Here is a 24,584-nt window from a genome sequence, read left to right on the forward strand (position 1 = left end):
AATGAATTCTGATTTTTTGTTTCTAACTAAAGAAACAAACTGTACATATTGCTATGAACACTCATTGTTACATTGATTTAAATTTTTGACTGCCAACCCGAAGGTTAAGCAGTTTCGATTAACTCAACACCTGTGAGTGTCCACACAGATTTCTTGTTTTATCTTGTTAAAGAGCAACTCAATATTCGTAATAGAACTTGAGTACCACACTGAGCGCCGAACGCTTCCAGTTGGCTAGGGCTGCGTATTTTACGCATTTCCCGTTTCGCGTCAAGGAGTTTTTGCAAACTTTCTCAACACTCATCAATCAGTAAACTCATCAATGAACTGTCACACCAGGCTGCTTAACGCTGTCTGCCGTGTCAGTGGATGCGCATTATAGGCAGCAGGAGATTTTGTGCAACCCCTATTTTCAGGAAATTTGCAGTTAATTCTAATTATCTAATCTAGCCACACCATACCCACAACTTACCCCCCAAAGTTATCCACAATTCAGCCAAGACTGCGCCTTTGTTTCGCATTCTGTATAGCCAAAAGCCATTAGATGATTTGTTGGTAGTTATAAAAATAGAAGACTTTCGTCTTTTAAAATGAAGATTAAATGGGGCTAAGCGCGAGATTGACCAACGGATCGGCTTAAATGGATTTGTTTTAATGGCGACAACGCCTGACCATTAGTAAGTAACGAGTTTGTGTGTAAAAACTAAAGGCATGACTATGATAGGGTTCATTGGTGCATATAGATGTAGAAATAAAACAAACCCACAAAAAAAGCCAGCTTACGCTGGCTTTTTACATCAAGTTACCTTAACGGCAATCGATTACACGGCAGTCTGGAAGATCACTTCCGATGCTTTTTTTGTGTAAGACTCGATTTGATCGAAGTTCAAATAACGGTATGTGTCAGCTGCTGTTGCATCTAACTCTTTAGCGTATTCTTGATATTCTTCAGGTGACGGCAGACGACCTAACAGTGCAGCAACCGCAGCCAATTCAGCAGAGGCTAAGTAAACGTTAGCACCTGTACCTAAACGGTTAGGGAAGTTACGGGTAGAAGTCGATACCACAGTTGAACCTTCAGCTACACGTGCTTGGTTACCCATACACAGTGAACAACCAGGGATCTCGATGCGCGCACCTACACGACCAAAAATCGCGTAGTAGCCTTCTTCAGTCAGCTGATCTCTATCCATCTTAGTCGGTGGTGCAATCCACAGACGTGTTGGCAGGGTTTTAGCAAACTTGTCTAGCATCTTACCGGTTGCGCGGAAGTGGCCAATGTTAGTCATACAAGAACCTACGAACACTTCATCAATCTTAGTTTGCGCAACAGATGACAGTAAAACGGCATCATCAGGATCGTTTGGCGCACACAGGATTGGCTCTTTGATGTCATTTAGGTCGATTTCGATTACTGCAGCGTACTCAGCATCTTTATCGGCGCTCATCAGCTCAGGATTGGCTAACCACTCTTGCATGCCTTTGATACGACGTTCAATCGTACGACGATCGCCATAACCTTCAGCGATCATCCACTTGAGCATGATAATGTTTGAGTTCAGGTATTCAATGATAGGTTCTTTGTCTAACTTGATGGTACAACCGGCAGCAGAGCGCTCAGCTGAAGCATCAGACAGTTCGAAAGCTTGTTCAACTTTCAGTGATTCTAAGCCTTCGATTTCCAGTACGCGACCAGAGAAGATGTTTACTTTACCTTTCTTCTCAACGGTCAGCATGCCCAGTTCAATGGCTTTTAATGGGATAGCATGAACCAGATCACGCAGTGTGATACCCGGTTGCATTTTGCCCTTGAAGCGCACTAATACGGATTCAGGCATGTCGAGTGGCATAACGCCAGTCGCAGCAGCAAATGCTACTAAGCCAGAACCCGCTGGGAATGAAATACCAATTGGGAAACGCGTATGTGAGTCACCACCCGTACCAACGGTATCTGGTAGCAGCATACGGTTTAACCATGAGTGGATAACACCGTCACCTGGACGCAGTGATACACCGCCGCGGTTCATGATGAAATCTGGCAGAGTATGATGTGTGTTCACATCCACTGGCTTTGGATAAGCCGCAGTGTGACAGAATGACTGCATAGTCAAATCAGCACTGAAACCTAAACAAGCTAAATCTTTCAGCTCATCACGGGTCATAGGACCTGTCGTGTCTTGTGAACCGACAGACGTCATCTTAGGTTCGCAGTATTGACCAGGACGCACACCCGCTACGCCACAAGCTTTACCGACCATCTTCTGTGCAAGTGTATAACCTTTGCCAGTATCAGCGACATCTTGAGAACGTACAAAGACGTCAGATAACCCTAAGCCTAATACGTCACGGGCTTTGTCAGTTAAACCACGACCGATGATCAATGGAATACGACCACCAGCACGAACTTCGTCTAACAAGACTTCAGTTTTTAAGCTGAATTCTGAAATCACTTCGTCGCTATCGTGACGCTTAACCACACCGGCGTATGGGTAGATGTCAATCACATCGCCCATTTCCATCTTGTTTACGTCAAGCTCGATTGGCAGTGCGCCCGCATCTTCCATAGTGTTGAAGAAAATCGGTGCAATTTTACCGCCAAGGCAGAAACCACCAGCGCGCTTGTTGGGTACGAATGGAATATCATCGCCCATAAACCACAGTACTGAGTTAGTCGCAGATTTACGTGATGAACCCGTACCCACAACGTCACCCACATATACTAATGGATGACCTTGTGCTTTTAATGCTTCAATTTTTTTCACTGGGCCAACGGCGCCAGCAACATCAGGCTCGATACCATCACGGGCGTTTTTCAGCATAGCTAACGCGTGCAATGGGATATCAGGACGTGACCATGCATCTGGTGCAGGTGACAAGTCATCGGTGTTGGTTTCACCAGAAACTTTAAATACTGTCAGAGTGACTTTGTCGGCCAGTTTTGGACGGCTTAAATACCAATCTGCATTCGCCCACGCTTCAACCACTTGCTTAGCAAACTCATTGCCCGCTTCCATCTTCTCAACCACATCGTGGAAAGAATCAAACATCAGCAGAGTGTGAGATAACGCTTTAACGGCTAAAGGTGCTAACGCTGGATTATCCAACTGCGCGATCAGAGGTTCGATGTTGTAGCCGCCTTGCATTGTGCCTAATAACTCAGTAGCACGCTCAGCAGACAGAATCGGTGATTTTTCAGTGCCTTTGGCAACCGCATCTAAAAAAGCAGCCTTAACATAAGCGGCTTCATCAACACCTGGGGGAATTCGATTTTCAAGCAGGTCGAGAACGAAAGCCTCTTCACCTGCGGGTGGGTTTTGAATTAACTTAACCAGTTCAGCCACTTGATGTGCATCTAATGGCTTAGGGACTACGCCCTCTGCAGCACGTTCTGCGACGTGTTTACGATATGCTTCTAGCACGGCAACATTCCTCTTTGTTTGGCGCTCTAACAACGAAACTGCACGTCTTCTTAATTGAAGCTGACAGTCCGACATGATCGACCCGTATTTCCGGCCTGCAGTATACTACAGCTTTGCAAAAGTATGAATCAGGTCACACTCGGCAAAAAGCGAAATAAGGACTAAATCCGGCGGCGAATGCCAACTTACGGGAAGATTAAAACAAGTGAAATTAGACAATAGTTTGAAAACAGACAAAAAACCATACACTACAAATAGTTAACAATGTTTCATTAATTTTAAATCGAACAAGCAATTTTCCGCGCCCCAGAGCAAATAGGTATAAATTTTTCTCATCTTGCTGCATTTTGGCTTTTAAGATGCAGTGCAAGAACTTACACTCAGGCTTAATTTACTGCATATCTCAGTTATTTCCTTAGTCCATCGGAGTACCAATGACATCCCTTAGCATTCAAGCCGTTATTTTTGATATGGATGGCGTTTTAATCGATTCAGAACCCCTATGGCAGCGAGTCGAGTATGAAGTGTTATCCGCACTCGGCGTGCCAGTGACGATAGAAACGATTCAACAAACCACGGGCTTACGCATCGATCAATGCGTCGATTATTGGTACCACAAGGCACCTTGGCCACACTATGATAATGCCAAGGTCAGCCAAACGATTGTTGATAAAGTTGCAAATGAAATTCTGGTTAGCGGCGAAGCTATGCTGGGCGTCCACGAAGCGATTGATCACTGCCAAGCGCTTGGCCTTAAAATCGGCTTAGCGACCTCGTCGTTCTACACTATTATTGAGGCAGTTCTTTCTAAGCTAGGACTCAGTGATAAATTTATGGCAGTACAATCGGCCGAGGGACTCACCTATGGCAAACCCCACCCAGAAGTTTATTTGAATTGCGCTAAGGCGTTAGATGTTGATCCCCGTTGTTGTCTTGCCATCGAAGATTCCTTTAACGGCTTAATTGCCGCCAGAGCAGCCAACATGCAAACGGTCGCGATCCCTGCGCCAGAACAAAGAGGCGATGCTAAGTGGATTATCGCCCATCATCAGGCCGAGAGTTTGTTGGCATTAACAACAATTTTGGCAAAATAACGTCACAACACACTGCGTTTCTGCAGGGCGGATAAGCTTAGTCTTTGCCCTACGGATAAATAGCACAATGGTGTATGCACCAGAAGGAATTCAATGTGAAATACCTGTCCTTAATACTGCCCATGGGCTTAATACTCATGTCCACCTGTTTACCCGCTAGTGCAGGTGAGACCATGCACTGTAAACAACAAGTGATCAATACGGGCGATACTTTAACGACTGTGCAGGATAAATGCGGCTCGCCCAGTGATATTCGAGAATACAGTCTGCCCGCGACTTATCTCAACGCTAACGGAGACAGGGTGATCGATCCCAGCAAGTTGCCAACTGAGTATCAAGAATGGACCTATGACTTTGGACCAACACGCTTAATGCGTCGCCTGTATGCCACTGATAATAAAGTCACTAAAATCGAATCCTTAGGTTACGGACATTAATCGGCAGCATCCTAGATTATGGTCATCAATAAAAAAGCCAGACATTGTCTGGCTTTTCTTATTTCAATCTAATGAATGTATTACCAAATTTTCACACGCTCATCTGGTGTTAAATACATTTTATCGCCTTGTTTCATATCGAAGGCCTTATAGAAGGCTTCCACGTTACGTGGCGTACCCATGGCACGATAATGGCTTGGTGAATGCGGATCTGTCAGCAAACGACGGCTCAGCTCTTCATCACGGTAATTACGGCGCCATACTTGCGACCAACCCACAAAGAAGCGTTGCTCGCCCGTTAAACCATCGAGCACAGGTGCAGGTTTGCCGTTAAGGCTCATCAAATACGAACGTGCCGCAACGGTTAAACCACCTAAGTCGCCGATGTTTTCCCCTAAGGTCAAATCACCATTAACAAACTTGCCGGGCATTGCCTCATAACCTGAGTATTGCGCAGACAACTGCTTACCGCGTTTTTGGAACTCTTCTCTGTCTTTATCTGACCACCAATCACGCAGGTTGCCATCACCATCGTATTTAGCGCCTTGGTCATCAAAACCATGGCTAATTTCATGGCCGATCACGGCACCTATACCACCGTAGTTAACGGCATCATCGGCATCCATATTAAAGAATGGCGGTTGCAGAATCGCAGCAGGGAACACAATTTCGTTTTTCACTGGACTGTAATAAGCATTCACCGTTTGTGGTGTCATGCCCCATTCCGTACGATCAATTGGCTTGCCTAGCTTGTTAATCATGTCTTGATATTCAAACTGAGCGTAACGCATGTAGTTACCGACTAACTCGTCAGCCTTAATATCTAAACCTGAGTAATCTTTCCATTTATCTGGATAGCCAATTTTGTAAGTAAATTTAGCCAGTTTTTCTTGGGCGGCGACTTTGGTTTCTGGCGTCATCCACTCAAGTTCATTAATGCTGACTTCAAAACCTTTGATCAAGTTTTTGATCATAGTTTCCATGCGCGCTTTAGCTTCTGGCTTGAAGTATTGCTTAACATACTCTTCACCCACTAACTCACCAATCACTTGGTCAGCACCATCAACTGCTTTTTTCCAGCGTGGCTGCTGCTCTTCGATACCCATTAAGGTTTTGCTCTTAAAGGCGAAGTTCAAATCAACAAAGTTTTTACTCAGTAACTCGGCGTAGCTATCCACTAAGTGGAACGCAAGATAATCCTGCCAAGCCGATACTGGGAATGTCTCGAAACTGGCGCCGAGTTTTTCAAAATAAGAGGGCTGACGCACGATCACTTCAGTCACTTTATCGCCTAAGCCCGCACTCGCAGCAAAGGCATTAAAATCGAATTGACTGGTTAACTTTTGCAGTTCAGCACGATCTAACTTGTTGTATGCCTTGTTGGCATCACGGGATTCGACTCGGCTCCACTGACTTTTGGCGATCATCATTTCGATGTCAGCGACGTTTTTAGCCGCACGTTTAGCGTCCTTGTAACCTGCTTCAGTCAGTATCTCTGTCACATACTTCGCCATGGCTTGACGATTAGCGGCAAATTTAGGGTCATCTTTAAGGTAATAATCGCGATCCGGTAGCGTGAGGCCTGACTGGCTTAAATACACCGCATACTGAGTTGAGTTTTTAGCGTCATTATTGACGTAAAAACCAAAAGGAATACCAGAACCCTTCGTCAGTAATTTGCCCATCACAGCGGGTAAGTCAGCGTGCGTTTTTACGGCTGCGATATCTGCCAGCAAAGGCTTTAGTGGTGTAACACCTAAGGTTTCAAGTAAATCGGTATTCATGAAACTGGCATTGAAATCACCGATTTTCTGCTCATTCGAGCCTGCGGCAGGATTCTTTTTAGCGGCCGCTTCGTCGATAATTTTCTTCAATGCATCTTGGCTTTGGTCGTACAACACAGAAAACGCGCCATAGTTAGATTTGTCAGCAGGAATAGGCGTATTTGCCAACCATTTTCCGTTAACGCTGTAATAGAAATCATCTTGATGGCGAACTGAGGCATCAAAGTTTTGCAATTCAATACCAGACACCGCGACGGCTTCAGTTTTAGGCTCAGTACTACAAGCCGCTAAACCTAAACTCAAGGCGATACTCAGTGCCAGTGTGCTTATCTTCTTCATTGTTTTCCCCAGCTTCCGTTGAGAGTTATTATTTTTCCCGCAAAACCTTAGCATCTTGACACGCCTCACAGTAGTAAGATTTTGTAAAAGGATATGACACTTTAGCGACACTCTTAGCTATTTCGGCAAGATAACTTCCATGGGATAACGCTTATAGGTTTTCCATCGACCAAAAAATAAGGGCACAACCTCAGTCATGCCCTTAAGTTCTTTACACAAATCTCAAACTAGAAGTTTTTACCCACAAATAAATAGAAGGACTTATCACCAAGATCTGTGATCCCAAAACCAAGTGCCGCGGGTCCCATGGAAGTATCTGTACCGATATAAAGACTCGATGCATAAATCAGATCGGTCAGGGTGACGTCAGTACGCTCGTCCCAGACATTCCCCGCCTCTAAGCTCCAACCTAGGTATAGAGGATAATCTGTCATACCTAGCGCATCACGCCCGAGATCATATTGATAAATAAAGGCCCCAAACACTTTATGTGCGCCCATAATGGAGTCTTTATGGTAACCAGACAGGTTTAAGAATCCTCCCAGCTCGGATAAATGCAGCGTATTGACACCATCATTATTGTTGGTAGCAATCGATGCCTTACCAACAAAAGCGTGGTTACCTACACTCAAGGCACCTTTCCAGTCGGCCTCTATTTGCACACTAAATTGGTTTTGATTATCGTCGATACTGTCATTGAAATCTTCATTGCGCACGTAGACGTTTAAGGTTACGCGATTACCTGATGTTGGAAAGCTAATGCTATCTAAGCTATCGTAACCGAACCTAAAGTAAGCACCATAGGAACTAAAATCTAAGTCCTGCGTTAGCCAAACATCATTGACTATCGACCCCTTCTCTGCGACTAAGCCTAACTCAATCATCCCTTGTAAGGTGTAGTTATAACCTATGCCTAATTCAATCGTATGGGTTTTCTTGTCGAAGGTTAAGATACGACTGTTATTATCGTATAAGTCCCAATCACGGGTATCGTATTGATAACGGGCACGGCTAAAGAACTGTTGGTCCCTGTCTAAAGGCTGATAGAACTCAGTTGCAAACAACTTTTCAATGCCGAGCTTCACCTCATTGCGCCACTCGCCACCATTAAAGGTCAAATCGGTCATGGTATAAGCCATATCAAAACTGATGGCAGATTCTGAATTAAAGTCATCCTCCCAATTAAAGCCCAGTTGGAAATAATTCGGCCCCCAAGACTTAGCCTTAGTGGTGACTGTGAGTATGCGGCCATCCTCACCTTCTACAAATTCAGCATCGACACGCTCAAATTTATTGAGGGAGTAAATACGCTTTAACGCCTCATTAAGCTCGTCTTTAGATACAGCTTGCCCAGGTTTAATATTCAAGGTTTCCGTCAAGAGATTCAAACTCACCTTAGATTGGTTTTCAAATACGATTTCATTAATGGGATGACGTACATCCGCCATTAATAATTTACCTTTGGCTTTTTTATCCTCGACGTAGGCGGCATATTCCTCGGGGCTCACGCTCATACTGCTCAACTTATAAAGCTGACCATTAGCGGCTTCTTTTCCAAGGGTTAATGCCAGCGGCATAATAGTGAAATCAGTGGTGCTGAGGGCGTCAATCGCGGGTCGGATCAATACATCTTTATCTGTCAGTAATTGTTTTTGTTTTTCAGTGCTGGCATTGGTCAAAAAATTAGAGAGCTGATCAAGCACTGCGATAGTACTGTCTAATTTATCTTTTTTAACCAGAGGCGAGCCAATATCGACGGCGATAATAATATCGGCTCCCATGGCCTTAACCACATCGACGGGCATGTTATTAGCAATACCACCATCGACCAATAACTTGCCTTCAATTTGTGCGGGCTGAAGTGCACCAGGTACAGTTGCAGACGCTTGCATGGCTTTAACCATACTGCCGTGACTAATCACCACAGGTAAGCTAGTTTCTAAGTCGGTTGCAACCGCTCGGTAGGGAATGGCTAAATCATCAAAATGACCAAATTGCTGTACCAGATCTGTCGACTGACGTAAAAGTTGTGACATAGTCTGTCCACGTAGCAGACCACTTGGCGCCCTCACTTGGCCTTCGTTATAGCCAATGTTTAACGGAATATTGTAACGGTCACGTAACTGTTTATCCCTGTAACTCAAAATATTGCGCGGTATGGTGTCCGAGTAACCACTGTCCCAGTTGACCCCCATCATGATAGCTTCCACTTCACTCGCACTGTAACCCAGTGAATACATGCCAGCGACATAGGCGCCTATACTGGTGCCCGCGATATAATCGACTGGGATGTTATGTTCTTCTAATATTTTGAGCACGCCCACGTGAGCGGCGCCTTTAGCACCACCACCACTGAGTACGACACCAATTTTAAGGCGCTCTGCAGCCAAAGACGGGGTAACACACAAACACAAAATAATAGAAGCGAGTAGTTGACGCATCATGTGAGGCTACTTTTTATGGGATAAAAATCCGAGTTATATTAACAAACTTATCGATTTAACCGTCAGTCATATTTTATCTGGACCGACTAGTGATAAGTTTGTGTACTCTTTATACAAACAGATGAAGTTTAATTGAATAAACCGCTAAACAAAATATCCATCACCACTGAAGACGATAACGTTTACATCTCAAGCTCACAGGCTTATATCGTGCAGACGATTGCCCATCAGCTGTACAAATATTAAGTATTCGCGAGCCAATAATAGACTATGTTTCTAGCTTAATGATCAATAGAGACGATTTTGTTATCTGTCTCTAAATAGCGCTCAAAATCATCAACGCACATAGGCTTAGCAAAATAATACCCTTGAATAATATAACAGCCACGGCTAAAGACTTGCTCTAACTGCTCAACCGTCTCAATCCCTTCAGCAACCACATTTAATTTAAGGTTACGGGCTAATTCAATAATACTGCTCACAATCGCCTGATCTGCGGTATTAGTGGCGATATCAATCAAAAAGGAGCGATCAATTTTTAGAGTATTGACCTCAAAATTACGCAAATAAGCAAGTGAAGAATACCCAGTACCAAAGTCATCGATGGCAACCTCGATCCCCAAAGATTTCAATCGAGTCAGATGGTCTTTAGCGACATGCAACTCCTTCATCAATACGCCTTCGGTGATTTCTAATCCTAAAGATGCTGTTGGCATTTGGGTTTCTTGTAAAATTCTTTGAATATCTTCAATAAAATCTGGCTGCCTAAAATGCACCGCCGAAATATTAACCGACAACTTAAAGCCCGAGCCATAGCGCTTAGTCCAATTGGCTCCCTGCACACAGGCTTGTCTTAATACCCAGCGGTCAATATCAACAATTAAACCGCAGGCCTCGGCGACTTTGATGAAAATATCGGGACGAATAAAGCCGTCCAGCGGATGTTTCCAGCGAATTAATGCCTCCATTCCTATGAGCTTATCGTTACGTAAAATATCAATTTGCGGCTGGTAATAAAGCTCGAACTCTTGCCGTTCTATGGCTTTGCGTAAATCGGCCTCAAGCCGTAAATGATAGAGGGCTTGAGCATTACGCTCCGAGGAATAATATTGGAAATTGCCTCGCCCTTCTTCTTTGGCATGGTACATAGCAAGATCGGCATTCTTGATAAAAGCCTCAGGCTGCACCGCATCGTCGGGCCAAATACTGATGCCTATGCTGGTCGAAATATAAAATTCCCGACCATATAACTTAAAAGGCGCGACAATTTGCTCCAACAGGCGCTCGGCGACATGGTTAATATCGTCAATGCTGTTTGCATTGCGGAGTAAAATCACAAATTCATCGCCACCAAAACGACAGAGTAAATGCTCGCTGGAAATACAAGATTGCAGTCGGCTTGATGCTTCGACCAGCAGTGCATCGCCCATGCTATGACCATAGGAATCATTAACATGCTTAAATCTATCGAGATCTAAAAACAGTAGCGCCAGTTTCTCACCTGTTTGCTGCGCAGCTTGAATCGACTGTAATAGACGGCTAGAAAATAAGGAGCGATTTGGCAACCCAGTAAGCACATCGTAATTAGCCAAACGGCGTAAATCGGCTTCAGTACGTTTACGCTCCGTGATATCAGAAAATACCACCACATAGTGGGTTACTTTCCCGTTAATGCTTTGCATCACCGACACGTTTAGCCACACAGGACAAAGTTGCTGATTGGCGCGGATTAACTCCCGCTCTCCAGTCCAAGACTGACTATCACGGAGAAGTTGCTTGATTTCCGATGCTAATCCGTCATTCATCTGTACGAATTGTGCAAATGGTTGCCCGACTAAGTCGTCAGAATCTATACCAATAATTTGTTGCGCAGCGTAATTCGCAACGCGAATACCGCCTTCGACATCTAAAATCAACACACCTTCAGAGGTATTGCCAAACGCTTTCGCCAATAAATTAATTTCATCTTCTAGCTGGCGTTGCACAGTAATATCGCTATAAATACCCGCGACCCGTTCAATTTCATTTGAGTGCTTATTGCGAGCAACTGGCCGCCCTCTAACCCTCAGCCATCCCCAATTACCGTCCTTACGCTGATAGCGATATTCGGCCTCGAATCGGTCAATCTCACCCGCCATCATGTTGTCCCACTGAGCGAGAGCTTTCTCCCTATCCTGCGGATGCACAGGCAAATCCTCTAAGCTCACCACAATCTCATTGGCATGCGTACCAAGCACCGAACCGCGATTATCAAGGTGAAATGCCTGAGTATTTTTATGCCACTCCCAGAGATCTGAGTCACTGCCGCGCAAAGACTGCCTTAACCTGTCCTCACTTTCCGTTAATGCCAGATTCATCTGCTTAAATGTATTGATCTGTCGTTGTCGATACCAAGCAAGACTTAAAGCAATAATTGAAAATAACAGCAGCAAAATACCTTTAAAACCTTGGGATAACCACCAATGCTGCTCAACATAAAAAGGATAAGAGAACGGCTTATCTGACCATATCCCATTAACTTGACTTAAAACATCTAACACATAGCCACCCGCAGCTAATCCTGCGAGGTTGATCTGAGATTCCCCCTGCAACAAGACATAATGGCTATCTTCATCCTGATAGCGTAATCGGTATTTAAATTGGATTGGCGAATCATCGAGGTAATCTAAGTTAGTGATTTGAAAACTCACCATATTCGCATCGGGTTTGATGGTCATCAGGTTACGCGGCAACAAGGATACTTCTGTCGTGTTGTTATAGTACACAGAGACAGATTCAAGCATCACATGGTCATCGGTTATACGATTGACCAGCCTATTGACATCGAGTCGCATCACACCTTCAGGTGTTCCTAAGTAAAAGCCTGTTTTTGGCGAATAAAAATAAGCGCCCTCGTTCATTTCATCGGAAATCAAACCATCGAGTTGATTAAACATGGCGATATTGCCAGTTTGAATATCCTGACGAATCAAAGAATCAGCACAACCCACAAGATTTGACTTAGGGGTCTTTTGAATAAAAAACACTGAACTACAATTTAATTGCCATTCGGAAGTCAGTGAAACTAACGATTCCGCCTGCTGCTGATATTCAAACAAACCTTTTTCATAGGAACCAAACCAGATAATTCCCGGGGACATTTCTTCAATATGGCTAATCGTTGGTTGTGCCGCAAAAGCATTAAATAAGTGCCGTTGATCATGAAACTCGTTTTGACTGTCTATGTAACCAAAGACTTTTTTACCGCCAACCCAAAGACGACCGTCAGAGGTACGATAAATCGTGCGGATCACTGGCCGCTTGGGGCCATCAAATTCGTTCGATGACTTATCAATATCAAATGGCTGGGGCTCATAGAGTCCCATTTCCCAAAAATAGAGTCCCGTGGTAGTCGCAATCCAGACACGTCCTTTCAGTTTGGGATCCCGATAAGTTTTATATATGAGCTTATTTTTAAAGTCATCCTGACCGTGAGTCCATTTAGAAAAACTGCTGCCTTGCAAGGTCTCTTTATCAATAACAAAAAGACCACTGGTTGTTGAGATCAGTAAATAATGGTCCTCAAACTCACTAATATCATAAATACTTTCGTGGGGATTAAACCCCTCAATCGGAATGTTAACCGCTTTTTTACTGCCCTTAGCAACAAAATCTAAACTAGAAGAACCGAGCCAAACCCCTTCATCACTGGCATGTACAGACCAAGTCATGGCATCGCTCAGCTGATAGGGTTCATCTGCCGCATAAGTATCAAGAATGAAATCAGGCGGTGACGCTAACAATGCCAATCCATCACCAGAGCCTCCAACCCACATCAAGCCTGCATCATCAAACAACATGGCTTTCAGCGTTTCCATGTTGGCCTCAGCCTTCAACTCTTGCTGATAATTCTCAATCAACCGCGTCTCAGGCGACCATTTTAACAAGCCAATACGACTGGCAAACCACAAATACCCTTTAGCATCTTCAATGATCGCTGTGCTCCAATCGGGTAATTCTGGCACAGGTGTAATTTGATGAGCGATTTGATCTAATTGATAAACACCACGCCCTGTCGCAATCCAGATCCTATGTTGAGTATCCTCCAACATATCGAGAATACTGCCCATAGATTCGGTCCAAGGGTATTGGAACAGCCGTTCGCCCTTGTTATCGAGAAGTTCTAGCTGCAACTGCCCCGCAACCAACATGTGTCCATTGGGCATAAGTAATAACTTGCGCCAAGGAAGGTCGCGATTAACAGCTAATTGGGTGATAAGGCGCAGTTCAGACTTTGAAGGAGAAAACTCATAGATCTGACCATTATCAATTAATAATCGCCATGTTTTGCTATTCTTGCGGGCTGCCGATATCAGCGCACCACCTGGAAACTGCGGGAATAGATAGGGAGAACCAAACGCGGTAAATTGATTTTGTACTATATCGTAAAGGTAAATCGCGGCATTGGTACTGACCAATAACTTGTCTCGGTCGATGTTCACCACTGTCGTTAAAAAGTCATCCGCAAGCCGTGATTCCGTGCCAATTTTATCAATGCGCCGCACCTTAGAATTACTGACCCGATACAAGCCCTGCTCAGTCGCTGCCCATACAAAACCGTAGTCATCTAAGGCTAAACCTCGGATGCTGGTGACAGCTAAACCGTCTCTATCGGTAAAAACACGCTGCACGAAGCCGCCCGCCCAAGCCGAATGGACGCTAATCAGTGAAAGGATGAAACATGTCAGAATTGTTCTAATTATTTTTGTTTGCATGTGACAACTTACCGCATACCATAGTTGTACTGTAGCAGCTCAATCCCTTCAATTCACCCGCTTGTTTACATAAAAGTTACAAAAAAATACAGGCAATAAAAAAGCGCTCAAGTGAGCGCTTTTTTAATCGACAGCTAAATTACTTTTTCTTTGCCTTTGGGTTTGGCAAATCAGTAATAGAACCTTCGTACATTTCAGCCGCTAAGCCTACTGATTCGTGCAGTGTTGGGTGAGCGTGAATGGTTAATGCTAAATCTTCAGCATCACAACCCATTTCAATCGCTAGACCGATTTCGCCTAACAGCTCGCCGCCGTTAACACCCACAATAGCACCACCGATCACGCGGTGAGTGTCTTTGTCGAAAATCAGCTTAGTCATACCTTCAGAACAATCTGACGCAATCGCACGACCACTTGCAGCCCATGGGAAAGTTGCGGTTTCGTAAGCAATACCTTGCTCTTTCGCTTCTTTCTCAGTCAGACCAACCCAAGCGACTTCAGGGTCAGTGTAAGCAATAGATGGGATGACTTTTGGATCGAAATAGTGCTTCATGCCAGCGATAACTTCAGCCGCTACATGGCCTTCGTGCACGCCTTTGTGAGCCAACATTGGTTGACCAACGATGTCACCAATTGCATAGATGTGCGGTACGTTAGTACGCAGTTGCTTATCAACCTTGATAAAGCCACGCTCATCAACGTTAACACCTGCTTTTTCAGCATCTAACGACTTGCCATTAGGTGCGCGGCCAATTGCTACCAATACGGCATCGTAACGGACTTCTTCAGTTGGTGCGCTCTTACCTTCCATAGAAACATAGATACCGTCTTCACGGGCTTCTACCGCTGTGACTTTAGTTTCAAGGATCAGGTTGAATTTCTTCTTGATTTGCTTAGTGAATACGCGAACAACGTCTTTATCAGCCGCAGGGATCACTTGGTCGAACATTTCAACCACGTCGATTTCACTGCCTAAAGAAGCGTACACAGTACCCATTTCTAGGCCGATAATACCGCCGCCCATCACTAACAACTTGCCTGGAACTTCTTTCAGTTCTAATGCGTCAGTCGAATCCCAAATACGTGGATCTTCATGCGGAATAAATGGCAGTTTGATTGGGCGAGAACCCGCTGCAATGATCGCTTGCTCGAAAGTCACTTTAGTCACAGTGCCATCTTCAGCAACCACTTCTAGCGTGTTAGGGCCAGTGAATTTACCAAAACCGTTAACCACGTTAACTTTACGCATTTTGGACATGCCGCCCAATCCGCCAGTTAATTGGCCAATGACTTTTTCTTTAAAGCCACGTAACTTATCTAAATCGATAGTTGGCTCGCCGAAGACCACGCCGTGAGCGGCAACCGCTTTGGCTTCTTCGATAACTTTAGCAACGTGCAGTAAGGCTTTAGATGGGATACAACCCACGTTAAGACACACGCCACCTAAAGTGCTAAAACGTTCAACTATGATGGTTTCCAGACCTAAGTCAGCAGCACGGAAAGCCGCAGAATAACCTGCAGGACCTGCACCTAATACCACTACCTGAGTTTTGATTTCGTTACTCATGTTTTCCTCTAATTCTCATTCAATCCGTTGGAGGAGCTATCCTGCCAACCGAAAATGCGCCAGCGCGTAAGGTGGGCGCATTTTAACCTGTGTTTGATACTGATCACAATAAACAAAAGGCTACTCAAGATGAGCAGCCTTATATGCTTACAGAACCAAAGTACGAATATCGGACAGAATTCCTGACAGCGTTACACTAAAACGTGCAGCCATGGCACCATCGATCACGCGGTGATCGTATGATAGTGACAGCGGCAACATCAATTTAGGTTCGAACTCTTTACCATTCCACTTAGGCTTAATTTCAGATTTAGACACACCTAAAATCGCCACATCTGGGTAGTTCACGATAGGCGTAAACGCCGTACCGCCAATACCACCTAAACTTGAAATGGTGAAACAGCTACCTTGCATATCAGCAGATTTCAGCTTGCCATCACGGGCACGGATAGAGATATCAGCCAGTTCACGAGATAACTCGATAATGCCTTTCTTATCCACGTCACGCACGACTGGCACAACCAAACCGTTTGGCGTATCAACCGCCACACCGATGTGGAAATACTTTTTCTGGATCAGTGATTCGCCATCAGAGCTTAAGCTCGAGTTGAACACAGGGAACTGTTGCAACGTTTTAGCCACAGCTTTCAGCATAAACACTAAAGGCGTGATCTTGTAATCGGCTTTTTTCTTCGCCGCTACATCGTTTTGCTGCTTGCGGAACTCTTCCATTTCAGTGATATCAGCTTCATCGAACTGAGTCACGTGAGGGATAGTCACCCAGTTGCGGTGTAAGTTAGGGCCAGAAATCTTCTGGATACGGCTTAATGGAATCTCTTCCACTTCACCAAACTTACTGAAATCAACTTTAGGTGCTGCAATCACTTGCAGACCGCCGCCATTACCTGAACCAACAGAAGTTGCCGCAGTCGCTTTCGGACGCGACAGTTCGTATTTCACATACGCCTGTACGTCTTCTTTCATGATGCGACCTTTACGGCCAGAACCTGTCACTTGGGTCAAGTCGACACCAAACTCACGGGCTAAACGACGTACCGCAGGAGACGCATGTACCGCACCAGTAGACACAGGTGTACCTGCGCTTGGGTGATGGGGTACTGGTGGACGGCTTGCAGGTGTTGGGGCTGCAACGGGTGCAGCGCTCACTGGAGCTGGAACAGCAGCTTGAGCTACCGCTGCTGGAGCTGCACCCGCACTTACTATTGCAACAGAAGTCGTCTCAATCGTCGCAATGACGCTACCTTGAGAAACCTTGTCACCCACTTTAACAGTCAAAGACAGCAGTTTACCGGCGAATGGCGCAGGCACTTCCATGGTGGCTTTGTCAGTTTCAAGCGTAATCAAACCTTGGTCGGCAGTGATTTCATCACCGACAGAGACGAGCACTTCGATCACATCGACATTGCTGGCATCGCCAATATCCGGCACTTGAATTTCTTTTACCGCAACCACACTTGCCGCTGGTGCAGCAGGTGCTGCGGCCACTGGCGCTACCGTAGCGGCAGGAGCAGCTTGGGCCACAGTTGCAGCTGCCGCGCTAACGCTTGGAGCCACAGCAGGTGCAGCACCGCCCACTTCAAGCATGATGACTAAAGAGCCTTGCGACACTTTATCGCCAACTGCAACTTTAACGTCTTTAACCACACCCGCGAAAGGTGATGGCACGTCCATCGTCGCTTTGTCTGTTTCTAGGGTAATTAAACCGCTATCAACTTCAATCGTGTCACCGACAGCAACCAATACTTCGATAACCGATACATCAGTGTCGCCACCGATATCTGGCACAGTGACTTCAACCACTTTGGTTGCGCCCGTCGCAGGAGCAGCAGCCACAGGGGCAGGAGCCGCTTGAACCGGTGCAGATGCTGGTGCCGCCTGAGCGGGTGCTGCAACTGGAGCCGGAGCGGCAACTGCCGCGCCCGCCGCTTGCATCATAGCAATCAATGTACCTTCAGATACTTTATCGCCCACAGCCACTTTCAATTCGGCTAAAACACCGGCGAAAGGCGCTGGAATATCCATAGTCGCCTTGTCGCTTTCGACGGTAAGAATCGATTCTTCTGCAGCTAAGGTATCACCCACAGCCACACAAATTTCGATCACTTGCACTTCATCGCCGCCGATATCAGGAACAAAAACTTCTTTTAATTCAGCCATTTTTATTGCCTCTTACGCGTACTGTGGATTGATCTTGTCAGCGTCGATACCATATTCTTTAATGGCTTTTGCTAACACATCGACAGGCAGCTCTTTGCGATCAACCAGTGATTTCAGCGCCGCAATAACGATGAACTTAGCATCCACTTCGAAGTGGTGACGCAGATTCTCGCGGCTGTCTGAACGACCGAAACCGTCAGTACCTAATACTTTGTAATCGGTAGGAATATAAGCACGTAACTGTTCGCCGTAAATCTTCATATAGTCAGTCGCGACGATTGCAGGTGCATCACTTGAAATCACTTGGCTGATATACGATTGTTTTGGCGTTTCGGTTGGGTGCAGCATGTTCCAACGCTCAGCGGCTTGACCATCGCGGGTCAATTCGTTAAAGCTGGTCACACTGAATACGTCGGCAGTAATACCAAAGTCTTTCGCCAGTGCTTGCGCCGCTTTACGAGTTTGTTCAAGGATAGTGCCACAGCTCATTAACTGAACTTTGCCTTTACCTGAACCCGCAACCGTTTCTAACTTGTAGATACCTTTTACTATGCCCACTTCCGCGCCTTCTGGCATGGCTGGTTGCTCATAGTTTTCGTTCATTGTGGTCAAGTAATAGAAGATATCTTCTTGATTTTCGCCGTACATACGACGGATACCATCTTGTACCACAACGGCGATTTCGTAGCCGTAGGTTGGATCGTAAGTAATACAGTTAGGGATAGTGTTCGCCAATACGTGGCTATGACCATCTTGATGCTGTAAACCTTCGCCGTTAAGCGTTGTACGACCTGAAGTGCCACCGACTAAGAAACCACGAGCACGCATATCACCCGCAGCCCAAGCCATGTCGCCAATACGTTGGAAACCGAACATTGAGTAGTAGATGTAGAACGGGATCATAGGTGTATCGTTGACTGAGTAGCTCGTCGCTGCTGATACCCATGAAGACATAGCGCCGAGTTCGTTAATCCCTTCTTGCAATACTTGACCGGTTTTGTCTTCACGGTAGTAAGCAACTTGGTCAGAATCCTGCGGAATATATTTTTGGCCTTCGTGAGCATAAATACCCACTTGACGGAACAAACCTTCCATACCGAAAGTACGAGCTTCGTCAGGAATAATTGGCACAATATTTTTGCCAATTTTCTTGTCTTTCAGCAGAGCTGTCAGAACACGAACGAATGCCATAGTCGATGAAATTTCACGGCCGTTAGAGCCCTGTAAAATCGAATCGAAAATCTTCAGTGACGGCACTTCCATCTCTTCGGTGAACTTTTGACGACGTTGTGGCACGCTACCATGCAGCGCTTCACGACGGCTCATCATGTACTTCACTTCTTCAGAATCTGGACCTGGGTGATAGAAAGGCAGATCTTCTAACTGGTCATCTGGGATCGGAATATTGAAACGATCGCGGAAGTAACGGATAGACTCGATACCCATTTTCTTCACGTTGTGAGCGATGTTTTTACCTTCACCCGCATCACCTAAGCCGTAACCTTTTACAGTCTTAGCTAAAATCACCGTTGGGCGACCTTTGGTTTTTTGTGCGTGATCTAAGGCAGCGTACACTTTCACTGGATCATGACCGCCACGGTTTAAGCGCCAAATGTCATCATCTGACATGTTAGCCACCATTTCGGCCGTTTCAGGATACTTACCAAAGAAGTGTTCGCGTGTATAAGCGCCACCTTTGGCTTTACAGTTTTGGTATTCACCGTCAACGGTTTCTTCCATTAACTGCAGTAACTTACCGCTCGTATCACGGGCTAATAATGGATCCCAGTAACGACCCCAAATCACTTTAACGACTTCCCAGCCTGCGCCGCGGAATTCGCCTTCAAGTTCTTGGATGATCTTACCGTTACCACGTACAGGGCCATCAAGACGCTGTAAGTTACAGTTAACGATGAAGACTAAGTTATCTAATTCTTCACGGGCCGCTAAACCAATCGCACCTAAGGCTTCTGGCTCATCACACTCACCGTCACCTAAGAAACAGTAAACAGTTTGTGCTGAACAATCTTTCAGACCACGGTCAGTCAGATATTTCAGGAAACGCGCCTGATAAATCGCTTGGATAGGACCTAAGCCCATAGAAACCGTTGGGAATTGCCAGTAATCCGGCATCAGTTTTGGATGTGGGTATGAAGACAGACCCTTACCATCCACTTCTTGACGGAAGTTAGCCAGTTGGTCTTCGCTTAAGCGACCTTCTAAGAATGAACGCGCATAAATACCAGGGGCAATATGGCCTTGGAAATACACTAAATCGCCACCGTCTTTTTCATTGGGTGCGCGGAAGAAGTGGTTAAAACATACGTCATAAATAGTCGCGCTTGAGGCGAAGCTTGAAATATGGCCGCCTAATTCTAAATCTTTCTTAGAACCACGAAGCACCATAGCTAAAGCGTTCCAACGGATGATGGCGCGAATGCGACGTTCCATCTCTTGGTTGCCAGGCATGTGCGGCTCTTGACCCGCAGGGATAGTATTCAGGTAAGCCGTTGTGGCGTTATAAGGCAAGTGAGTGCCATTACGACGCGCTTTATCGATCAGCTTTTCTAGTAAAAAATGCGCGCGCTCTGGGCCTTCCTGTTCCAACACGGCTTGCAGGGCATCAACCCATTCCTGAGTCTCTAACGGATCTACGTCTTGTAGCATATCTTCAGACATGACACTGTCCTTCTCTATATACATGATAATGAATGGTGTTTGCGGCATATTCCGATTTAGCTGGCAGCTAAATCACAGAACTTAAGCGCCACTCTTTAAACGGCGCAAGCTTCGCTGCAACCGGCTATCTTCTTCCCGCACAGATAACATCACCTCTTCGATGTAACTTAAGTGTTCATTCGAGGCTTCTCTGGCGGCGTCGGGATCACGACGAACGATGGCAGCGAGCAAGGCCCGTCTGTGATCGTTAGCCATAGTAGAAGCTTCTTCGCGGCGGCTTAAAAGCTCCAGGTTTTGCGCCACATTTTGATGCAGCACAGGGGTTAAACTAAGAACGAGGTGTAACATAGCCACGTTATGTGACGCTTCCGCCACAGCACGATAAAAACGCACAATCGCAGCAGCTTTTTGTTCGATATCGGTGGCGGCTTCCACCTCGAGGATCATACGCTTGATATTTTGCATATCGGCGTCGGTACCACGCAGGGCCGCAAAATAGGCCATCATGCCTTCGGTGGCATGGCGGAACTCCAGTAAGTCGTACTGACTCTCTGGATCTGAATTCATCAGTTCAACAATAGGATCGGCAAGGGTCTGCCAGAGTTGTTCTTTGACATAAGTACCACCGCCTTGGCGGCGCATTAACAGTCCTTTTGCCTCAAGCTTTTGAATAGCTTCACGCAAAGAAGGTCGAGACACTTCAAACTGGATCGCCAGTTCGCGTTCAGGCGGTAACTTCTGACCGGGCTGTAAACTCCCCTCTAAGATCATTTGCTCTAATTGCGCCATGATCACGTCAGAAATTTTTGGCTGATTAATTTTACTATAGGCCATCAGGCGCTCAGCTCCATTGTAAATTGGTCTTACCAATTTTTTTGAGTGAGCGCACTTTATCAAATCAGCGTTTTGATGTCCAGATTGAAGATCACTCCTTAAAAGCGATCTCGATCAAAAGCACCCACGAAGAGAGAGCATAGCGGAAAAAAATGTTTATGGGGTCAGACCATTTGACAAAAGCACGGACTTCGCCCACTAGGCGCTGCCAAAAGCGCAGCGGATAGATGCTAGGCTCTAGATTCTAGACTAGAAGGAGCACAACGACACCCTAGCAGCGAAGCGTTCTCGATTCTAGCTGCAAAGCATCCTTCTTTTAACTCACCAATCCAAAAATGGTCAGTAATGAAAGTATTGCAACAATAAGTGTAAAGTTACGTTTACTGAGCACTAATAATGCTAAGGTTGATTGTACACATATAGGTGCACTTGCGACCTCTGGTAAAGGTTGTGCCGCTAATGCCGTTTCAGCAACCACAGTACGAGCGCTCACATTTAAGGTCAATCCATTACGGCGCCACGCCGCTAAACCTTCACTAAATTGACCACTTAAGGCATAACCAAAGGCGAAAATCCGGCTCGGTAACCAATCCAGTAGCGTAACCACTTCATTGACTAAGGGTAGCTCTAGGGATTTACGGGCATTCTCTTCGGCATAAAAACGTACCGTGCAATACAGTACAGCACCGACTGGACCTAAAAAAATGAAAAACAGCGCCACTGCACCATAATAACGATAGTTAATCCAAGCAACACTTTGGCCCACTTTGGCACCAAGGTCTTTCTCGGATACAGCATCCAAACACTCGCTACAATCGAGTTCGGCGGCATAATGGTAACAAGCTTGGACGTCTGAGCGACAAGCGGCTTGCATATATTTTTTGAAAATATCACGCTGTTTCTGATGGTTAAAACAAACCACGGCCACAACAATCCATAGGGCTAAACTTAATAAGCCCCAAAACATTCCCGCCACTAACCAAGATAAAACATATACCAACAAGGCTGGTAGCACTAACGCCAACGCCATCATCACGCTTGTCAGTGACGCTTTATCACCAAAAAATGTTGTCTGATAGGATTGCAGTAAACGATCAAATTGCCATGATGAAGGAAGAAATTTAAGTCGCTCCACTAAAATGGCGACCAAGAGTGAAAATAATGCCATGGGCTGTACCTCTATAATTTGTCCATAAATAGTCTAGGTTTATATGGAATACGTCTAAAATCCAAAAAGTTAAGTGATTAACTAAGAGCGCAACGCCTGAGTATATTCCTTTAACTTGCCTAAATATCCTTCCCAATCAAAACTTTGCCCTGGGTCCGTTTTCCGCATTGGCGCAATATCACAATGACCCACAATCCGTTCAATACTCAGCAATGGATATTCTACCAGTAGGGCTTGTGTTAACTCGATAAGTGACTGATATTGTTCAGGAGTGTAAGGCTCAGCATCTGTGCCTTCCAGTTCAATACCAATGGAAAAATCATTACAATTCTCTCTCTCGCCATAACGAGACACCCCAGCATGCCAAGCCCTGTCATTACAGCTTACATATTGGACACGCTCGCCATTGCGGCGGATCAAAAAGTGCGCCGACACTTGCAAGCCCTTGAGCGGTGCAAAGCTGGAATCGGCATTAGTATCTAAACACCCTTGAAATAATTGATCAATGTAAGGTAATCCAAAGCAGCCTGCGGGCAGACTAATATTGTGGATCACTAACAAACTCACTTCATTCAAGGGACGTTGATTAAAATGTGGCGACTCACAACGCCTCGCACTATCACACCAACCCGAATCAAACCGCATTATGAGCTTATCCTCTATGCCACATATTACTGCTTACTCTAACAGTATTCCTCCAAGCAAAGAAGAAACCCTGCGCACGGAACTTACTGACTGAGCTATCTTTTAACATTGAGATCATGGAGCAAACCATCCACTATCAATTTAAATAAGGCTGCAGCTTACTCCTTTTGCTCAATCTTCCAACCTGTTCCGTGAGACCTAAGGCCGTGGTAATCTTAACCTAAAATGCAAGTAGGCCGTAATGCAAGGACTCCGCTTATGTTAGAAAACGATATCCGCCAATCAGTAAAATCAGCCCTCAGTGAAGACTTAGGTGGCACCGAAATCAACGATCAAACCAAAGCCATCGCTTATGGCGACATCACAGCAATGTTGATCCCCGCCGATAAGTACGCTGAAGCCACTTTAATCACCCGTGAAGAAGGCGTTTTTTGTGGTAAAGCATGGGCAGAGCAGGTTTTTAACCAACTCGGTGGTGAAGTCGCACTGCATTGGCATGTGGATGATGGCGATCTAGTATTACCCAACCAGCTATTATGTGAATTATCAGGTCCTGCGCGCGCTATTCTCACTGGCGAACGCACGGCAATGAACTTTATCCAAACACTTTCTGGTGTTGCCACCTTAACCAAACATTATGTCGATAAACTGGCGGGGACTCACACTCGCTTGTTGGATACTCGCAAGACAATTCCAGGCCTACGCACGGCACAAAAATATGCCGTCACCTGCGGTGGCGGAAAAAACCATCGTATTGGTTTATATGATGCTTTTTTGATTAAAGAAAACCACATTATGGCCTGTGGCGGTATTCGCCAAGCCGTAGATACCGCCCGCAGCTTGTACCCGAATAAACCCGTTGAAGTCGAAGTGGAGTCACTCGAAGAGCTCGCCTTAGCACTCGACTCTGGCACAGATATCATAATGTTAGATAACTTCGACATCACTAAGATGGTCGAAGCCGTAGAGATGAATAACCAGTACCTAGCTAAAGGCGCCGGCGCTAAGCTTGAAGTCTCTGGCAATGTAACCTTAGATACCTTGGCCGAATTTGCCAAAACAGGGGTGGACTATATCTCAGTTGGCGCACTCACTAAGCATGTTCGCGCCTTAGATTTATCACTCAGATTAAAAGCTTAAAACCGCTAGATGTTAAATGGCAGTGGAATGTTCTCGCAAAGTACCGTAAGCACATTCCACTCATAAAATATTAAGGCGAAGTGCATTTGTTTTGTAGGGCTC

The 24,584-nt window shown here is 45.5% G+C and carries 13 protein-coding genes; 3 read left to right on the forward strand and 10 right to left on the reverse strand.

What is annotated here, in order from left to right; translation table 11 throughout:
* Window positions 1-821: 821 nt before the first annotated feature.
* Window positions 822-3,419: a bifunctional aconitate hydratase 2/2-methylisocitrate dehydratase gene (gene acnB / locus L5L94_RS18850; protein ID WP_173496220.1), complete on the reverse strand. Its 2,598-nt coding sequence runs from the start codon at window positions 3,417-3,419 to the stop codon at window positions 822-824.
* Between the two features lie 434 nt (window positions 3,420-3,853).
* Here acnB and hxpB point away from each other — a divergent pair, with 434 nt between their 5' ends.
* Window positions 3,854-4,513 (forward strand): hexitol phosphatase HxpB, encoded by a 660-nt coding sequence (hxpB, locus tag L5L94_RS18855; RefSeq protein WP_113940780.1) that lies wholly within the window; start codon window positions 3,854-3,856, stop codon window positions 4,511-4,513.
* A 95-nt stretch (window positions 4,514-4,608) separates the two neighbouring features.
* Window positions 4,609-4,950 carry a DUF2845 domain-containing protein gene (locus L5L94_RS18860; RefSeq protein ID WP_028759308.1) on the forward strand — a complete coding sequence of 114 codons (342 nt, stop codon included), beginning with the start codon at window positions 4,609-4,611 and terminating at the stop codon, window positions 4,948-4,950.
* 80 nt (window positions 4,951-5,030) lie between these two features.
* On the opposite strand, the gene L5L94_RS18865 is transcribed toward L5L94_RS18860, so the two are convergent.
* The 9 genes from L5L94_RS18865 to ampD all read right to left on the reverse strand — a co-directional run bounded on the left by L5L94_RS18865 (window position 5,031) and on the right by ampD (window position 23,342).
* Complete coding sequence (locus tag L5L94_RS18865) at window positions 5,031-7,073, reverse strand: M13 family metallopeptidase (protein ID WP_263164567.1); 2,043 nt, start codon at window positions 7,071-7,073, stop codon at window positions 5,031-5,033.
* A gap of 227 nt (window positions 7,074-7,300) precedes the next feature.
* Complete coding sequence (locus L5L94_RS18870) at window positions 7,301-9,517, reverse strand: patatin-like phospholipase family protein (RefSeq protein WP_263164569.1); 2,217 nt, start codon at window positions 9,515-9,517, stop codon at window positions 7,301-7,303.
* Window positions 9,518-9,798: 281 nt separating this feature from the next.
* Entirely contained in the window at window positions 9,799-14,271 is a 4,473-nt protein-coding gene (locus L5L94_RS18875; RefSeq protein WP_263164571.1) for an EAL domain-containing protein, read from the reverse strand.
* Between the two features lie 139 nt (window positions 14,272-14,410).
* Complete coding sequence (lpdA, locus tag L5L94_RS18880) at window positions 14,411-15,838, reverse strand: dihydrolipoyl dehydrogenase (protein ID WP_263164573.1); 1,428 nt, start codon at window positions 15,836-15,838, stop codon at window positions 14,411-14,413.
* Window positions 15,839-15,985: 147 nt separating this feature from the next.
* Complete coding sequence (gene aceF / locus L5L94_RS18885) at window positions 15,986-18,016, reverse strand: dihydrolipoyllysine-residue acetyltransferase (RefSeq protein WP_263164574.1); 2,031 nt, start codon at window positions 18,014-18,016, stop codon at window positions 15,986-15,988.
* Between the two features lie 12 nt (window positions 18,017-18,028).
* Entirely contained in the window at window positions 18,029-20,695 is a 2,667-nt protein-coding gene (gene aceE / locus L5L94_RS18890) for a pyruvate dehydrogenase (acetyl-transferring), homodimeric type (protein WP_263164575.1), read from the reverse strand.
* Between the two features lie 81 nt (window positions 20,696-20,776).
* Entirely contained in the window at window positions 20,777-21,529 is a 753-nt protein-coding gene (gene pdhR / locus L5L94_RS18895) for a pyruvate dehydrogenase complex transcriptional repressor PdhR (protein ID WP_105250401.1), read from the reverse strand.
* A 316-nt stretch (window positions 21,530-21,845) separates the two neighbouring features.
* Window positions 21,846-22,697 (reverse strand): beta-lactamase regulator AmpE, encoded by an 852-nt coding sequence (gene ampE, locus L5L94_RS18900; RefSeq protein ID WP_263164576.1) that lies wholly within the window; start codon window positions 22,695-22,697, stop codon window positions 21,846-21,848.
* A gap of 81 nt (window positions 22,698-22,778) precedes the next feature.
* Complete coding sequence (ampD, locus tag L5L94_RS18905) at window positions 22,779-23,342, reverse strand: 1,6-anhydro-N-acetylmuramyl-L-alanine amidase AmpD (protein WP_263164577.1); 564 nt, start codon at window positions 23,340-23,342, stop codon at window positions 22,779-22,781.
* 258 nt (window positions 23,343-23,600) lie between these two features.
* Between ampD and nadC the strand changes: the two genes are divergently transcribed.
* On the forward strand, window positions 23,601-24,482 hold the full coding sequence (nadC, locus tag L5L94_RS18910; protein WP_263164579.1) for a carboxylating nicotinate-nucleotide diphosphorylase: 882 nt from the start codon (window positions 23,601-23,603) through the stop codon (window positions 24,480-24,482).
* Window positions 24,483-24,584: the final 102 nt, after the last annotated feature.

Source organism: Shewanella sp. SM21, assembly GCF_025654335.1.
In the GTDB taxonomy this organism is placed as follows: Bacteria; Pseudomonadota; Gammaproteobacteria; order Enterobacterales; family Shewanellaceae; genus Shewanella; species Shewanella oncorhynchi.

Coding starts and splice junctions, on each gene's coding strand:
- L5L94_RS18865 (WP_263164567.1), bottom strand. CDS start 7,073: ATGAAGAAGATAAGCACACTGGCACTGAGTATCGCCTTGAGTTTAGGT.
- L5L94_RS18870 (WP_263164569.1), bottom strand. CDS start 9,517: ATGATGCGTCAACTACTCGCTTCTATTATTTTGTGTTTGTGTGTTACC.
- nadC (WP_263164579.1), top strand. CDS start 23,601: ATGTTAGAAAACGATATCCGCCAATCAGTAAAATCAGCCCTCAGTGAA.
- pdhR (WP_105250401.1), bottom strand. CDS start 21,529: ATGGCCTATAGTAAAATTAATCAGCCAAAAATTTCTGACGTGATCATG.
- ampE (WP_263164576.1), bottom strand. CDS start 22,697: ATGGCATTATTTTCACTCTTGGTCGCCATTTTAGTGGAGCGACTTAAA.
- aceF (WP_263164574.1), bottom strand. CDS start 18,016: ATGGCTGAATTAAAAGAAGTTTTTGTTCCTGATATCGGCGGCGATGAA.
- L5L94_RS18875 (WP_263164571.1), bottom strand. CDS start 14,271: ATGCAAACAAAAATAATTAGAACAATTCTGACATGTTTCATCCTTTCA.
- hxpB (WP_113940780.1), top strand. CDS start 3,854: ATGACATCCCTTAGCATTCAAGCCGTTATTTTTGATATGGATGGCGTT.
- lpdA (WP_263164573.1), bottom strand. CDS start 15,838: ATGAGTAACGAAATCAAAACTCAGGTAGTGGTATTAGGTGCAGGTCCT.
- ampD (WP_263164577.1), bottom strand. CDS start 23,342: ATGCGGTTTGATTCGGGTTGGTGTGATAGTGCGAGGCGTTGTGAGTCG.
- aceE (WP_263164575.1), bottom strand. CDS start 20,695: ATGTCTGAAGATATGCTACAAGACGTAGATCCGTTAGAGACTCAGGAA.